This window comes from Arthrobacter sp. Soil764 (genome assembly GCF_001428075.1).
Taxonomy (GTDB): domain Bacteria; phylum Actinomycetota; class Actinomycetes; order Actinomycetales; family Micrococcaceae; genus Arthrobacter.
This window is the reverse complement of record NZ_LMSI01000022.1, coordinates 121042-136546: the sequence shown is the minus strand read 5'-3', so window position 1 is coordinate 136546 and position 15505 is coordinate 121042. Positions and strand designations below refer to the sequence as shown.

The window sequence follows — 15505 nt, the reverse complement described above, 5'->3', positions numbered from 1 at the left end:
TTGGCCCGGCTGCCGCGGGACCTGCGCCTAAGCTGGTGTGGTGACACCTGTCCCCTCCCCCGGCCCCTTGGACGTCGTCGTCCATTCCGGGCCGGCGGACTGGTGGGTCATCCTCGCGGGGCTGGGACCGCTGGCCGTCCTTGTCGCAGCCCTGCTTGCCTTCTACATCAACTGGCGGACGCTCAAGCAGCGTACGGCTGCGGACCAGACGGCGCTGGACCAAAAACGCGAAGCGGACGCGAACGCCCTCCGGCAAAAGACCGAAGCAGACAGCCGCGCTGAGTGGTGGCGCCGTACCCAGTGGGCGCTGGACCGGGCTTTGGATCCCGATGAAGGGACAAAGGCGCTGGGCCTGGCCACGCTGGAAGTCCTGGCCAGGAGTGAACTGGCCCGCACCGAGGAACTCGAGTTGTTCGACATCGCCTGGAAGAGTGTGTCCGGTGACGAGAACGGGGACGATGAGGAAGCTGGCGCAGCGCCGGGGCAGGAGACGGCCTTCGTGGACGACGGTGGGAACTTAGGCGAGAATGGAACAACGGATAAAGACAATGCCAGGGAGGTTGAACCATGAGTGCAGCATCGCCTGAACGCCGCCTTGTCCACCCTCCCCGGAACAGCGCTGCCAAGCCTGCCGGGAAAAAAGCCACCCGCGCCGAACACCGGGTCCAGGTTGCTGCGGCCAGGCTGCGCGTCACGCTTGATGAACGCCTGGGCCGGGAAACGCCCGCCAAGACCAAGGCCCTGGCCAAGGAACCGATCTAGGTTCCGCTGCAAGGGCTTGGGGGTCGACGACGCATGGCCGGGTTCGGTGGGTAGTGGCAGTAATCCTTGGCTGCGGCTTGGGGCGGCTGCGCCGCTGGGACTATGAGGCCGTCGTCGGGCAGGTGGCGCAGTCCGGCAGGTACCTGGACCGCTGGCGCATCGGCTCCCGCTCTGACATCCTCCCTGGAAGCGACGCGTGGCTCCTGCTGCGGGGAAGCAATGATGCGGGCAGCGGACTGATCGGCCACGGGTGGGTGGCGTCCGAGCCGTACCAGGCTGCAACAGGCGAGGTTGCCGGTGCCGCGGACTGGTACATTGCTGTGGCCTTCGATTCACTGCTGCCGCTGGGTGAACAGATACGTCCCGGGACCCTTCGGGAGGCTTTCCCCGGCGGCCTCTGGGATATGGCGAATCCGCCCTCCCTGGTGGCCCTGCCGCCGTCGTCCGGGCCCGTTCTGCAACGCTTGTGGCGGCAATACGGCCCCACGACGGCGGATCCCACCGAGGTGGTGCCCGGAACCTGGCCGCCGGGCGCCGTCAGCCATGTCCAGGTGAACCGCTTTGAGCGGGACCCTGACGCCCGCCGGGCCTGCCTGGCCTTCCATGGCACGTCGTGCGCAGCCTGCGGCTTCACCTTCGAGTCCGCCTACGGCGAGGCCGGCGCAGGAGCAATTGCCGTGCATCACGTGGTGCCGCCGGCGATGCTTGCCAGCGGATACCAGCTTGACCCCATCGCCGACCTCACTCCCCTCTGCCATAACTGCCACGCCGTGGCCCATGGCGCCAACCCGGCCCTCACGGTGTCCGAACTCCGGAGCATCACCTCCGCCGCCGGCCATCTGGGAGGTGAAGTGGTCAGCGATCCGGCCCTTCAGGCGCAGGAGGATGCGCGGCGGATCCTCGGGAGCGGCCAGGCCTAGGGTTTGCCGGGTTATCTTGGGACCATGGCGGAGCCGGACCGGAAAGAGTACGGGGTTGATCCTGAGGAGTTTGGTTCTGCCCTGGTGGATGCGGCCGCGCTCCTGGATGCGGAGTTGGGGGACGTCGATTGGTCTGTCCCGCCGCCGGGCTCCGTGCGTTTCGCCATCGATGTTCCCAGCGGCAGGCTGGCGGCCCTGGCGCTGGGTGATCCGGACAGTCCCTGTGTGCTACTGGTACCCGGGGCCACCGGTTCGAAAGAGGATTTCTCGCTCATGATGCCTGACCTGGCTGACGCCGGTTACTTCGCGCTGTCCTACGACCTGGCAGGCCAGTACCAGTCAGCAGGCGCAGGCCCGGAGAACCTGGAGCCGCCCCGGAAGCACTACGACTACCGGCTTTTCGCGGATGACTTCCTGGCGGTCATGAAAATCGTTGCCACCCCCGTCCACGTTGTGGCTTACTCCTTCGCCGGAATCATCGCCCAAATGGCCTATGTGGAACGCCCGGAGCTTTTCAGGTCCCTCACCCTGCTGGGCTGCCCGCCGGAGCCCGGCCAGGGTTTCAGGGGCGTGAACCATCTGGGCCGCTTGAGCACCTGGGTGAATGGACGGGCAGGCGCTGCCCTCCTTATTTGGGGTATCCGCAACGGCCGGATGGTCCATGTGCCGCCAGGACGGCAGCGGTTCGTCAATTACCGTTTCCGCTTCACGCGCCGCGCGGCCGTGCGCGACATTTACACCCTCATGCAGAAGGTTCCGGATCTTCGACAGCAGCTGGCGGAGGCGCCGATTCCCAAGTTCGTAGCGGTGGGCGAACACGACCTGTGGCCGCTTCAGCTGCACCGGCTGTTCGCACAGGCCATCCGCGCCCGCATCGGGGTGTACAGGGGCGGGCACAGTCCGTGCGAAACATCGCCGCACCAGTTCAGCCGCGATCTTTTGGCCCTTTATGCCAAAGCGGACGAGGGGTAATCCAAGCATTTGAGCCGCTAAAGACCGCGGAAGGCCTTGACCGCAGCAAAACGTTTTGCATATAGTGATGCAAGCGACATACAAAACGTTTTGCAAAGGAAGAAGTCAATGGCGACCAAGGTAAACATCCGGGACGTGGCGAAAGCTGCCGGCGTTTCCGTCACCACCGTGTCCCATGCCCTGAGCGAGGCGCACAGCTCCCGGGTCAACGCCCGGACTGTGGAGCACATCAAGGCGGTGGCCGGAGAACTCGGCTACGCCCCCAACCGGCTGGCCAGTGGACTGCGCAACCAGCGCTCCCGGATCCTCGGCCTGGTCAGCGATGAGATCACCACCACCCCCTTTGCCGGTGCCATGATCCAGGGTGCACAGGACGCAGCCTCCGAGCACGGACACCTGCTGATGGTGGTCAACTCCGGCCTGGACAATGAACTCGAACGACAGGAAATCCGGGCCCTGCAACAGCACCAGGTGGACGGCGTCATCTACGCCCGGATGTTCCACCAGCTGGTATCCGCTCCAGGCGAGCTGAACGGTCTGCCGACGGTCGTGCTGGATGCGGCCACGGACGATCCCAGGATGTCCTCTGTGGTACCGGATGAATTCGGCGCCGGCCAATCAGCTGCCGAACTCCTGGTGGCAGCGGGCCACCGCAGGATCGCCATGATCAACAACGAGGACGACATTCCGGCGGCCCACGGGCGGCTTGCAGGCTTCCGCGAACGCCTGCTCCGTTCCGGACTGGAACTGGCGGAAGAGAACCTGGTGGCTGCACATCCAAGCACGGCCGGAGGGCGGGAAGCGGCACTGCAGCTGCTCTCCGGAACGGAGCGGCCCACAGCGCTGTTCTGCTTCAACGACCAAATGGCCATGGGCGCCTACCAGGCCGCCGGACACCTCGGCATCAAGGTGCCGCAGGAGCTCTCGATTGTGGGGGTGGACAACCTCGAACTGATCGCGGATGCCCTGTGGCCCGGGCTGTCCACCGTGGCCCTCCCGCACTACGAAATGGGCCGGTGGGCCGTCCTCAAGCTCCTCGCCGAACTTGATGACCCGGACGCCGCCCGCATCCAGGAAAAGATCTCCTGCCCGCTCGTTGAGCGGGCGTCTGTGGCTCCACCCCAGGACTGAACCATCCAACGCCTGAACCGGATCCGCACAGCGGACCCGGCCCTCAGTAAACCCGCAAAAAGGGAACGCAGCCGTTGCAGCGGCCGCGTTCCCGGCAGGACCCCATCAATCCCTCCACCGTGTCCAAGCAGAAAGACCGACCCATGAACAAGACGCTCACCAAGGTCCTCGCGACCAGCATAGCCGCCGCCGCACTCGCTGCTACCCTCGCCGGCTGCGGCAAGGGCAGCGCCTCCTCCTCCACGGAAGGATCCGGCGAAATCGCGTTGTGGACACACAACGCAGGCAACCCGGAAGAACTGGCCGCGGTCCAAAAGGTCGTCGACTCCTACAACGGCAGCCAGGACAAGGTGAAGATCAATGTCCAGGCCTTCCCCCAGGACTCCTACAACGACTCCGTGGTCTCGGCAGCCGCGGCCGGGAAGCTGCCCTGCATTGTGGACATCGACGGCCCCAACGTTCCCAACTGGGCCTGGGCCGGCTACCTCAAGCCGCTGGAACTGGGCACGGACCTTTCCAAGCAGCTGCCCAGCACGGTGGCCGAATGGGACGGAAAACCCTACGCGGTTGGCTACTACGACGTCGCGCTGGCCATGATGGCCCGCGCCTCGGACCTGAAGGCTGCCGGCGTCCGTGTTGCCACCATCGAACAGCCATGGACCAAGGCAGAGTTCCAGGACGCCCTTACCAAGCTCAAGGCGTTGGGCAAATGGGATTACCCGCTGGACATCGGCACTGCCGGGACCGGCGAGTGGCTGCCTTATGCCTACTCCCCTTTCCTGCAGTCCTTCGGCGGCGACCTGGTAAACAGGGACGGCTTCCAGAGCGCCGATGGCGTGCTGAACGGCGACAAGGCGGTGGAGTGGGCCGGCTGGTTCCGCGGCCTGGCCGACCAGGGCTTCATGGCCAAGAAGAGCGGAAAGGACTCCACCCAGGACTTCCTGAACAACAAGAGCGCCATCGTGTACACCGGCTCCTGGGCTGCGGACAAAGCGAAGGCAGCACTGGGCGATGACCTGGTGGTCATGCCGCCGGTGGACTTGGGCAAGGGCCCGAAGATCGGCGGCGCCTCCTGGCAGTGGGGTGTCACCAGCGGCTGCAGCAACTCCGAAGCAGCCATGGACTACCTCTCCTATTCACTGAAACCGGAGAACATCGCGGCGGTGGCCAAGGCAACCGGCGCCATTCCCGCCAGCAACGAGGCTGCCGCCCAGATCCCGGCCTTCGCCGAAGGCGGGGCCAACCGGATCTTCATGGACTTCTCCCGCCAGTACGCCGTGATGCGGCCGGAGACCCCCGCGTACCCCTTCATCGCCACCGAATTCGGGAAAGCCACGCAGGACATCCTCAACGGGGCAGACGCCCAGCCAACCCTGGACAAGGCCGTGAAGGCGATCGACGCCAACATCAAGTCCAACGGCGGCTATAAGAAATAGCCGGACCCGCGGGAGGCCCGTACCCAACGGTGCAGGCCTCCCAGGCCCGGTCGATCGGAGAATCCCATGGCAACTGTTCCCCTCCCCACCCGTCCCCGCGTTCCGGACGCACCAAACCCCGCCCTGCCGCCGTCGAACGCCAAAACCAACGCACGCCGCCGCCCAGGCTTCCGCCGCGACCAGCTCAGCGGCTGGGGCATGATCGCCCCGGCAGCAGTGCTGCTGCTGGCCTTCGTCTTCATCCCGGCCATCCTCGGCTTCGGCCTGGCCTTCACCAACGCCAGGCTCATTTCACCCCGTCCCGTCGAATTCGTGGGAATGGACAACTTCGCACGGCTCTTTATGGACCCCACGTTCTACCGCGCACTGCTCAACGTGGCCTACTTCACCGTAGTCATCGTCCCGGTTCAGTCCGGCCTGGCCCTGGTGATGGCGCTCCTGATCAACAAGAAGTTCCGGGGCGTGAACTTCTTCCGCACCGTGTACTTCCTGCCGGTGGTCACCTCCATGGTGGTGGTTTCGCTGCTGTGGCTGTTCATGTACCGCAAGGACGGCCTGATTAACGAGATCCTCTCCACGGTCAGCTTCGGCCTCATCAACGGACCCGACTGGCTGGGCGATCCCAACACCGCCATGCCGGCCATCATCATCCTGTCCATCTGGCAGGCCGCCGGCTTCCACATGATCATTTGGCTGGCAGGGCTGCAGGGCATTTCCGGTGAGCTGTACGAGGCGGCCCAGCTGGACGGCACCAGCCGGTGGCAGCAATTCCGGTACGTCACCTGGCCGGGGCTGTTCCACACCCGCAGCCTGGTCCTGGTCACCATCACCATCCAGGCCCTGGGCCTGTTCGACCAGATCAGCGTGATGACCCAGGGCGGGCCGATGGATTCAACCACCACCATCGTTTACGAGGCCGTCCGGTCGGGCTACCGGCAGCAGGAAACGTCCTACGCATCCGCCATCTCGCTGGTGTTCTTTGTCCTTGTACTGATCGTCTCCGCGGTGCAGCGCTACCTCACCCGGGAGAAAGACTGACATGAAAAACCAACTGCTTCTCAGGAGCGCCGGCACCATGCTGGTGCGCGTCCTCTTCGCCGTCGTCGCTGCCTTCCCCATCGTCTTCATGCTCGTGTCCTCCTTGAAGCCGGACCAGCAGATCTTCGGCGACATGTCCTCCCTGGCGGCGTTCCTGCCGGTGGGCAACATCTCCTTCGACAACTACGCAGCCGTCTTCGACCGCGTCCCGGCCGCACGCTTCCTGCTCAACTCCGTGGGCGTCTCCGCCGTCACCGTGGTCCTGGGGATCTTCGTGAACAGCCTCTGCGCGTTCGCCCTGTCCCGGATGCAGGTCAAGGGCAAGAAGATCGTCTTCACCGCGATCCTGGCCACCCTGATCGTGCCGTTCCAGACCCTGGCCCTGCCCCTGGTGTGGTGGGTCAACCAGCTCCCCTACTTCGAGCTGAACGGTTTCAGCCTTGAGTTCTCCAAGGGCTGGCTGGACACGTACCAGGTCCAGATCATCCCCTTCATCGCCAACGCGTTCTCCATCTATCTGTACCACCAGTATTTTGAGTCCATCCCCAAGGAACTCGATGAAGCAGCCCGGATCGACGGCGCCGGCTGGTTCAAGATTTACCGGCAGGTGGTCATGCCCCTGGCCGGCCCTGCAACGGCGACGGTGGCGATCCTGACCTTCCTGCCGGCCTGGAATTCCTACCTCTGGCCGCTCATGGTGGTCCAGTCCGAGGAGCTGCGGCCTGTCATGATCGGCATCCAGTATTTCTTCCAGCTGAACGTCTCCTGGGGTGAAGTGATGGCCTACGCCTCCCTGATCACGGTCCCGGTGGTGGTGCTCTTCATCGCCTTCCAGCGTTCGTTCGTCAACAGCATCGCCTCCAGCGGCGTGAAGGGCTGAGCATGAAGACATTGACGACGGCGGCGGGCGCCACCGGTGCCGCTACCGGCGATCCGTTCCGGCCCGCCTTCCACTACACCGCCGGACGGAACTGGCTCAACGATCCCAACGGGCTGGTGTACCTCAACGGCACGTACCATCTCTTCTACCAGCACAATCCTTTCGGCCCGGACTGGGGGAACATGTCCTGGGGGCACGCCACCTCCAGGGACCTGCTGAACTGGGACGAGCAGCCGGTGGCGATTGCGTGCGATGAGTACGAGGCCATCTTCTCCGGTTCGGCTGTGTTCGATGAGTTCAATACCAGCGGACTGGGCACAGCCGTCAATCCCCCGCTCGTGGCCGTTTACACCAGCGCCTATTCGGATGCTTCCCCATTGGCGGGCCGGCAGGCACAGTCGCTGGCGTACAGCCTGGACGAGGGGCGCACCTGGACCAAATACCACGGCAACCCCGTCCTGGACCGCGAATCAGCAGAGTTCCGTGACCCCAAGGTCTTTTGGTACGACGGCGGCGCGGGCAGTTACTGGGTGATGGTCGCCGTCGAAGCGGTGCAGCGGCAGGTGGTGCTGTACAAGTCCGCCGACCTTAAGTCGTGGGAACACCTGAGCACTTTCGGGCCCGCCAACGCCACCGGAGGTGTCTGGGAGTGCCCGGACCTTTTCGAGCTGCCCGTCGACGGAAACCTGCAGGACACCCGGTGGGTCCTCATCGTGAACCGCAACCCGGGCGGAATCGCCGGCGGATCAGCCGGGCAGTACTTCCTGGGAACGTTCGACGGCGTGGCCTTCCGGTCCGATTCGACTGTCACCGATGGCCTCCAGACCGACGGTTCGCGCATGCGCGAGTACGGCTGGCTGGACTGGGGACGGGACTATTACGCCGCCGTCTCGTTCAGCAACATGCCCGGTGGGCGCCGCGTCATGATCGGCTGGATGAACAACTGGGACTATGCCCGGGAGACGCCCACCGGGGCTTGGCGCAGCGCAATGTCGTTGCCGCGGGAAGTCTCGCTCATCCGCGTGGACGGGAAGCCGGCGCTGCGGCAACAGGCCATCGACCCGTTTTGCGGGCTCGGGGCCGTCCAGTACCAGCCTGGACCGCAGGCCTTGGCACCCGGTGTTTTGGCACTGCCCGCTGAGGCAGGGGTGGCACGGATCGATGTTGAGTTCCGGCCCGGCACTGCGAACAGCGTGGGGCTGCTGGTGCGGTCGGCGGGTGACGAACGAACCATCATCAGCTATGACGTGGCTGAGGGAATCCTCAGGCTGGACCGCCGGGAGTCAGGGAACGTCAGGTTCCATGATGCTTTCCCGTCTATTGAAGCCGTGGCGGTTCCCCTGCAGGACGGCCACCTCAGGCTGCGTGTCTACCTGGACCGCTGTTCTGTGGAGGTGTTCGCCCAGGACGGCCTGGCCACGGTAACGGACCTGGTGTTCCCCTCCCCGGCGGGCACGGCGCTGGCGGTTTTTGCCCAGGGTGAGGGCGCGCACCTTGTGGGGCTCGACGTCGTCGGCTGACTCCGTGGAAGGCCTGCGGTCTCCCCGGTAATCCTTTGAATTATGCGGAACACCACAAGGCTCATCGAAATTCTGGGAGGGCACCCACAGATCACATCCTTCGGGGTTATCCTCAAAGGGCGTATCCAGTTGTTGGGGCATCCGGGCAAGGCGCAACTGCGGTCTGACCGCCGCGGGTCAGTTTCATCATTTGCATTCACACCGGGGGAACCCGGCGGATTTCAAAGGAAACGAGCATGGGCCGCCGACACGCAGCAGCTGACGTCAGCTATCCACGCTGGATCTGGATCGTTGCGGCGGGCACCGTGGTACTCCTCATCCTGGGCGGCGCGTTCGTGTTGCGAATGCTGATCTTCCCCGCCGGCCCGGAGGGCAATCGCGATGCTGGTGGTGCTCCCCCGGCGGGCCCACCCCTCACGCAGGACAGCCCGGCATCAGTCCCCGGAAACCCGCCGTGCATTTCCTTGAACATCCTTACTTCACTCGAGAACGCCGACATGGTGCGGGCTTTGGCGGCCGGATATACAGCGAAACCGCGGAGCGTTGACGGCAAATGCGTGACTCCGGCGGTGTCCCAGGAAGAATCAGGAGCGGCCGCCGGCAAGGTTGCCGGGAAGTTTTCCGGCATGGCCGCCGGTGACAAGCCGTCCATCTGGCTGCCGGACTCCTCAGCATGGTTGCGGATCGCGGCTGCAGCTGACGGCGGAAGCCCTGTCCGGCAGGAAGGAACCAGCGTGGCCCGCAGCGCCATCGTTGTCGCCATGCCGGAGACCATGACTGCCGCGCTCGGCTGGGACAAGCAGGCGCCGTCGTGGTCCGAAGTCTTCAAAATGGCCGGGGAGCAGGACATCTGGGCACGCCTGGGCCATGGCGACTGGGGGAAATTCAAGTTTGGGAAGGCCAGTCCACTCGTCTCAACGGCGGGCCTGATGGCCCTTACTGCTTCCTATGGTGCTGCCGGCGGCAGCGCAGGAGGTGTGGACGGCATGGACCTCCACGCGGCGCCGCTGGTGGATAAAGTCCGCGCGGTTGAACTGGGCACCAGCCACTACATGGCCACCCCTGAACACTTCCTGTGGCACGCCAGGCAGGCCGACGACGCCGGCAGGGTCTCGGAATTCCTCTCCGCCGTGATCGTTGATGAAAAATCGGTGTGGGACTACAACCGGGGAGTCGTCAGCGAGGACGGCAAGACGAAGCACTCGGGGCCCCCGCCCAAGGAGCCGCTCAAAGCGATTTACCCCCAGGACGGGGTGTACATCGCGGACAACCCTGCGGCGGTTCTCGAGGGAGACTGGGTGGGGAGCCAGCTGCGATCGGCGGCCCAGGATTTCCTTGCGTTCGCAGTGACCCAACAGGGGCAGGACGTCGTGAAGGCCTCAGGCTACCGGTCGGCGCAGGGGGCCGTGGATGCCGGGGTGGCGTCAACCGGACAATACGACCAAACACTGCAGCCGCTGCCGCTGCCCGCAGCGGAGGCGCTTGCAGCCATCAAGGACAGCTTCCCCGAGGTCCGAAAGCGGGCCAGGGCCTTGTTCCTGCTGGACGTCTCGGACTCAATGGTGCAGGAGCCCGGGGTGACCAAACTGCAACGGGCCAAGGATGCCGTTGCCAAGGCGCTGGAGCATTTTGCCGGCGACGATGAGATCGGGCTGGCCGCCTTCTCCCATGAAGGCGATGGTCCCCTGCAACCCGGCATCGTGACCCCGGTAGCTCCGCTGAAGTCCAATAAGGAAGACCTCATCAGCAAGCTCAACGGGCTGCAGGCTGTGGAGGCAACGCCCCTGTTCGAAGCAGTGAGCCGGTTCGCCAGTGATCAGGCGAAGGAATACAAAGACACCTTCATCAACTCGATTGTGCTGTTGAGTGACGGCAAGAACGATACCAGGCACCCTGGGGACCTGGGCGGGCTCTCGGAGCAGTTGAGTCACCAGAACCACTCGACGCCGGTGCTCGTCTTCACCCTCGCTTACGGGCCCGGCGCCGATGTCGCCACTCTCCGGGAAATCGCCAGGTCCAGCGGGGCCCACTACTATGACGCCACAGATCCGAGCAGGCTCGAAGAAGTGCTCGGCGAACTGGTGACCAGCTTCTAGGCCGAGGGAAACTGACGTGGCCGGAAGCAGGAGAATGGGCGGACCCCATTGGCGCCGGGTCCTGGCAACGCTCGGCAACGGCGACGCCCGGATTGCCTACGCCCGGATTGTGCTCGGGGCTGCGCCTGCGGACATCCTGCCTGAAGTAAAGGAACAGCGGCGGAACCGGGCCATCGCCGGCCTTCTGGAAGCCGGACTCGTGGACCAGAGCGTTTCAGGCGAGTTGGTGGCGTCGGACTCGATATTCCGCGACCTGCTCGCCCAGCAGCCACACCGGCAGCCCCGGATGGGACTCGACAGGTTCATGCGGCTCGGCCGGATCGAAAGATACCCGGCAAACGTGGCGGAACGGCGGGAGCTCCTTGCCAGGATTGCGGGTGAGGTCATTGCGCCCGGAGAAAAGCTTTCAGAGAGGCAAGTCAACGAACGGCTCCTCAGCTACACCGACGACGTTGTGCTGCTGCGCCGCTACCTGGTCGACTTTGGGCTACTGGAGCGGACGCCGTCGGGCTCTTCGTACTCCTTGGCAAAGTAGCTCTGTTTTCCCAGCCCTGGGGGTTGGCTCTGTGCGTTCATTCAGCCCCGGGGTTTGCCGGCTGGAAAATTCTGCAGGGCTTGGCCCAGCATCCGGTGGCCCTGGGCTTCGAAGGCCGTGTCGCCCACATGAAAAGCCCACACGGCCGTGCCGACTGCTTCCCTCAGCACTTCGATCCGCCAGGGATGCTGTGCCCGTGGATCCCCGCCGTACCCGTCCAGGAATGCTGATTCCAGGGCCGGGTCCTTCTGCCACTGCTGCGCTGAGAGCCGGCAGAAGTCGCTCGCGGCCGGCCGGAAGTCAAAGCGGCCGAAATCTATTGCCTTGAGCCGGCCTTCATGACTGATCCAGTTTCGCGGGTGCCAGTCACCGTGGGTCGGAACCACCCTGACCGGCGAAGGACTGTAGTCCATCAGGTGCCGCCGGGCGTCCCGTTCCAGCCTCGGATCAATCCTGTGGTGGCGGTCAAGCCAGCTCAGGGCCTTCTGCGTGGCTCGGGCTTCATATTGATCATCCATCCGGTGATCCTCTGCGTGGAGCATGCTCAACAGCTTCCCGGCCTGGCGGTGCAGTCCCCTGTCCAATTCCTTGGCAGTGTCTTCCACCAGGTCCCCGTCGAGATATTCAAGGACCAGAACGTTCGCGGACCGACTCGAGTGCAGCATAAGCGGGGCGAGGCCGGCAGCCAGGAGCGGGCGGGTATAAGTGGCATGAGCGGTGATCTCGCGATGGAGGTGATGATTATCCGGGCCGGCAGCCTTCACAATTCTCGTTAGGCCGCCGACACGGACCTTGAGAACCTTCGTGTCCGTCAGCCCCCACGACAAATCCTCAACGAGTTCCGGCGCGCCCAGCCATCCTGCCACCAGTTCGGCCTGCGCCGCAGACAGGCAGCCCCGGTCCCATCTCTCCATGCCCGGAGCCTACCAAGGCTGCGGTTAACCTCCCCCGCCGCCATATGAGCAGCCCAGGAACCTTGCCGGTCAAGCAGCGGCAGCCGGACCTCTGGAAGTCTTCGAACCCGAGAGCACGAGTGCCCACCCGCCGGCCACTCCAATGGCGACCAATACGGCTACGAAGGCGATCGCCGGTCCGCTCGGCCACGCCAGGGCGCCGCCATACCGCAGCAGTGCAAGCGCCTGAAGAAGAACGAACGCAACGGAGGTGAGGGCCACGGGGCGGACGGTTCGGAGGTCGCGGCTGAACTGGCCCTGACCGGCCGCCCACCCCAGACCGACCAGCCACGCCCCGATGGCCCGCGCTGTCAGTTCGGACAATGCCCACGGCCACCACCGCGCGGCCAGAGTGGGCACCGCCAGGAGCGCCACGCCATACAACAGCAGTACCCCGGAGATTCCCGCCAGGAGAAGCCGGAGCGCAGGAGGCAGCACTGGCTGTCCCGCTGTCACGGACTTGGGATCGGGACGCCGCGACCGGATCTGGATCCTGCTGATGATAAGCATCGCCACCGGCACCAGGACATAGATGGCCAGCCACGCCCAGGTGGCTATCCGGGCAGTGGGGGCTGCATTTGAAGACAGGTGGAAGCGATCGATGTGGAGCAGGGTGACGCCCAAAGTTAATGCAGTGAAGATGAACACCGGCCAGACTGCCAGCCGCGCTGACGCCCAGCCCGCCGACCGGGCTCCCGTCATCTCCAGGCCGGCACTCGACCAGTATGCGGCGCCGAGGAAGACCGCGGTCATGGGCGGATTGACGGTCCACGCGAAGAATTCATCAGTCTGGAGTGGAAAGACGAACAGCACGAGCCCGGCCAGAAACACGAGGAACGCAGCGACATAGAGCAGCCGCCGCATCGGCGGGATCAACGGTGCAGCTTCACTTGTAGCAGACATCACCGTGGCAGTTCCTCGCGCGCGGCTGCCCCACCCGGGGCAGCGGATGCGGCCGGCAAAGGGTGTTCGGCCAGGTAGGCATGAAGCATTGAGACCACGGTGGCACCGTCCCCCACTGCGGTAGCCACTCTCTTGATGGAACCCGCCCGCACGTCGCCAATCGCGAAGATGCCGGGCATGCTGGTTTCCAACGCCAATGGGATTCTGTCCGCCCCAGCGGACCCGCCGAAACTGACGTCCCTGCCGCCCGTGCGCAGAAACCCGGCTGGATCCCGCTCGACCGTTTCGGGCAGCCAGGAGGTCCGCGGCATGGAACCGATCAAAACAAACAAGCCGCCCGCCTCGATCTCCTCGCCGGGGACTGCATCGCCCGCTCCGGATGCCGCTACCTTGACGGCGGCAAGGAACCCGTCCTGATCACGGGCCCCGACGATGGCGGTGCCAAAGCGGATCGCCACATTCCGGGTGGCCTCGAGCTGGGAGATGAGGTACTCGGACATGCTGGCTGCCAAGGTGGGCCCGCGTACCAGCAGCGTCACCTTCTTCGCATACCTGGCAAGGTGCAGAACCGCCTGTCCGGCCGAGTTGCCGCCGCCCACGACGCAAACATGCTTCCCGGCCATGGACGGCGCCTCGGAGACTGTTGCCCCGTAGAAGACGCCTCTGCCAACCAAGTCTTCCAACTGGGGTATGCCGAGCCGGCGGTAATCCACTCCGGTGGCCACCACCACTGTGCGGCAATGCACCTTGCTGCCATCGGAGATCGAGACGGCGTACAGTGCTCCGTCCACGCGGAGCCCCTCGACCTTCCGCAGGAACAGGAAATCGGTGCCCAGGGTCCAGGCCTGGTGGAAGGAGCGGTAGGCCAGGTGGGCGCCGCTCACACCGCGGGAGAAGCCCGGGTAGTTCCGGATCAGCGAACTGGTGCCCGCCTGGCCGCCCACAGCCTCACCCTCCACCACCATGGTGGAGAGGCCCTCGGAGGAAGCATAAACGGCGGTCGCGAGACCGGAGGGACCGGCTCCCACCACCACCACGTCGAAGATCTTGTCCGCCGGAGGCGGCCGGGTCACCCCCATCGCTTCGGCGATCTCCAGGTCGGTGGGGTTCTCAAGGACAATGGGCGGAGCAGTGAACTCAAGCACCATGACCGGCAGCACGGGATCACGCAGGTCCAGGCCCTCCAACGTCCGTTCCGCCGTCTCGGACCCGACGGGGTGGAAGACTGCTGGGATGTGGTTCCGGCTCAAGGAGTCCCGCAACGTGTGCGTCCTTTCGTCGCCTACTTCCCCGATCAGCCGGACCGCCTCGAACCCGACCCCCTGGGCCAGGTGCCAGTCGTCGAGGGCGTCGGTAATAGCCCCATGGAATTCCTCGTCCCGCAATCGTTCGGGACGTATGATCACCAGTTCGGCGTACCCCTGTGCCACGGCGCGGAAGACAGTCGGGGCGCTTGCGAAGTCACCCCATGTCACCACGACACCACGCTTGGCGGCCGGGTGAAAGCCATAGGCACGCCGCAGGAAATCAAGGCCCCCGCGGTCGGCCGGTCCGTAGCACCCGAGGATGAGGGCCACCTGGCGATTCCAGCGGCGGAGCCCCTCCAGCACCGCACGCCCGTGCGCGTGGCCGTCACAGACCACCACCTCGTAGTCGGCACCGTACCGTCGGCGTAACTCATCCCCAAGAATGCGCCGCGAGGTCGCGTCCGTGGTGGCAATCAGCATGATCGGAACCGGGTCATCCATGGCCGCCGTCTTTCCGGTTCAATGGTTCGGTGGCGCTCACGATACTCGCGCTTTGTGATCGGCAACAGGGGGTGCTGTCTACCCTCCGGGACGGTCCTTCGCCCGGGAGCCAGAGTCATTCCACGGGCGCGGAGATAGTGCCAGAATTGCTCCAATCAGTGGCAATCGGGATGACATGAACGTCAGCAGAACCGGAGGGATGGACATGGAGGACTCCATGGAGAATCGCCCTGTTCAGGGAATCAGCCTCACCGCCACCCCCAGTGGAACCGGCTGTTTGGAGTGCCTGAGCGGTGATGGTCCGGGCTGGTGGCTGCATCTTCGCCGCTGCGCCGAATGCGGCCACATCGGCTGCTGCGATTCATCACCCTCGCAGCATGCCAGTGCCCATGCCCGCACCGCCGGACACCCCGTCATGAGATCCTTTGAACCCGGCGAGAACTGGTTCTACGAGCACACCACAAAGAAGTTCTTCCGCGGCCCGCGGCTTCCGGATCCCCAGTCCAGACCTCTGGAGCAACCGTCACCTGCACCGGCAGACAAGGTACCGGCGGACTGGCGGGAGCTCCTGCACCGGTAGCCGCGGATTTCGAACAACCCGTTCGACGCCG

At 64.9% G+C, this 15505-nt stretch carries 15 protein-coding genes; 12 read left to right on the top strand and 3 right to left on the bottom strand.

The features are described from left to right. Positions 1–40 precede the first annotated feature (40 nt). The 11 genes from ASG86_RS15935 to ASG86_RS15885 all read left to right on the top strand — a co-directional run bounded on the left by ASG86_RS15935 (position 41) and on the right by ASG86_RS15885 (position 11290). Positions 41–571 carry a hypothetical protein gene (locus tag ASG86_RS15935; RefSeq protein ID WP_056336406.1) on the top strand — a complete coding sequence of 177 codons (531 nt, stop codon included), beginning with the start codon at positions 41–43 and terminating at the stop codon, positions 569–571. After that, entirely contained in the window at positions 568–762 is a 195-nt protein-coding gene (locus tag ASG86_RS15930) for a hypothetical protein (protein ID WP_056336403.1), read from the top strand. Before ASG86_RS15935 ends, ASG86_RS15930 begins: the two co-directional genes overlap by 4 nt. Positions 763–815: 53 nt before the next feature. Next, entirely contained in the window at positions 816–1682 is an 867-nt protein-coding gene (locus ASG86_RS15925; protein WP_056336401.1) for an HNH endonuclease, read from the top strand. Positions 1683–1706: 24 nt separating this feature from the next. Continuing rightward, the gene (locus ASG86_RS15920) at positions 1707–2654 is read left to right on the top strand and encodes an alpha/beta fold hydrolase (protein ID WP_082566816.1); all 948 of its coding nucleotides are present in this window, start codon (positions 1707–1709) and stop codon (positions 2652–2654) included. Between the two features lie 108 nt (positions 2655–2762). Next, positions 2763–3785, top strand: coding sequence for a LacI family DNA-binding transcriptional regulator (locus ASG86_RS15915; protein ID WP_056336398.1), 1023 nt, complete (start codon positions 2763–2765; stop codon positions 3783–3785). A gap of 143 nt (positions 3786–3928) precedes the next feature. Beyond that, on the top strand, positions 3929–5221 hold the full coding sequence (locus ASG86_RS15910; RefSeq protein WP_056336856.1) for a sugar ABC transporter substrate-binding protein: 1293 nt from the start codon (positions 3929–3931) through the stop codon (positions 5219–5221). Positions 5222–5287: 66 nt separating this feature from the next. Next, positions 5288–6259 (top strand): carbohydrate ABC transporter permease, encoded by a 972-nt coding sequence (locus ASG86_RS15905; protein ID WP_056336394.1) that lies wholly within the window; start codon positions 5288–5290, stop codon positions 6257–6259. 1 nt (position 6260) lies between these two features. Then, positions 6261–7139: a carbohydrate ABC transporter permease gene (locus ASG86_RS15900; protein WP_056336391.1), complete on the top strand. Its 879-nt coding sequence runs from the start codon at positions 6261–6263 to the stop codon at positions 7137–7139. 2 nt (positions 7140–7141) lie between these two features. Next, complete coding sequence (locus ASG86_RS15895; protein WP_056336387.1) at positions 7142–8659, top strand: glycoside hydrolase family 32 protein; 1518 nt, start codon at positions 7142–7144, stop codon at positions 8657–8659. 236 nt (positions 8660–8895) lie between these two features. After that, on the top strand, positions 8896–10755 hold the full coding sequence (locus ASG86_RS15890) for a vWA domain-containing protein (RefSeq protein WP_056336384.1): 1860 nt from the start codon (positions 8896–8898) through the stop codon (positions 10753–10755). A 34-nt stretch (positions 10756–10789) separates the two neighbouring features. Continuing rightward, positions 10790–11290, top strand: a complete 501-nt coding sequence (locus ASG86_RS15885) for a DUF2087 domain-containing protein (RefSeq protein ID WP_056336381.1) — start codon at positions 10790–10792, stop codon at positions 11288–11290. A gap of 41 nt (positions 11291–11331) precedes the next feature. Here ASG86_RS15885 and ASG86_RS15880 read toward each other — a convergent pair whose 3' ends face one another. The 3 genes from ASG86_RS15880 to ASG86_RS15870 all read right to left on the bottom strand — a co-directional run bounded on the left by ASG86_RS15880 (position 11332) and on the right by ASG86_RS15870 (position 14894). Then, positions 11332–12204, bottom strand: coding sequence for a phosphotransferase (locus ASG86_RS15880; protein ID WP_056336378.1), 873 nt, complete (start codon positions 12202–12204; stop codon positions 11332–11334). A 69-nt stretch (positions 12205–12273) separates the two neighbouring features. Further along, positions 12274–13146: a hypothetical protein gene (locus tag ASG86_RS15875; RefSeq protein WP_056336853.1), complete on the bottom strand. Its 873-nt coding sequence runs from the start codon at positions 13144–13146 to the stop codon at positions 12274–12276. Then, positions 13146–14894, bottom strand: coding sequence for an FAD-dependent oxidoreductase (locus ASG86_RS15870; RefSeq protein WP_056336375.1), 1749 nt, complete (start codon positions 14892–14894; stop codon positions 13146–13148). The genes ASG86_RS15875 and ASG86_RS15870 overlap by 1 nt, the downstream gene beginning before the upstream one ends. A 217-nt stretch (positions 14895–15111) precedes the next feature. On the opposite strand from ASG86_RS15870, the gene ASG86_RS15865 reads away from it, so the two are divergent. After that, positions 15112–15474 carry a UBP-type zinc finger domain-containing protein gene (locus ASG86_RS15865; protein WP_056336850.1) on the top strand — a complete coding sequence of 121 codons (363 nt, stop codon included), beginning with the start codon at positions 15112–15114 and terminating at the stop codon, positions 15472–15474. Positions 15475–15505 lie beyond the last annotated feature (31 nt).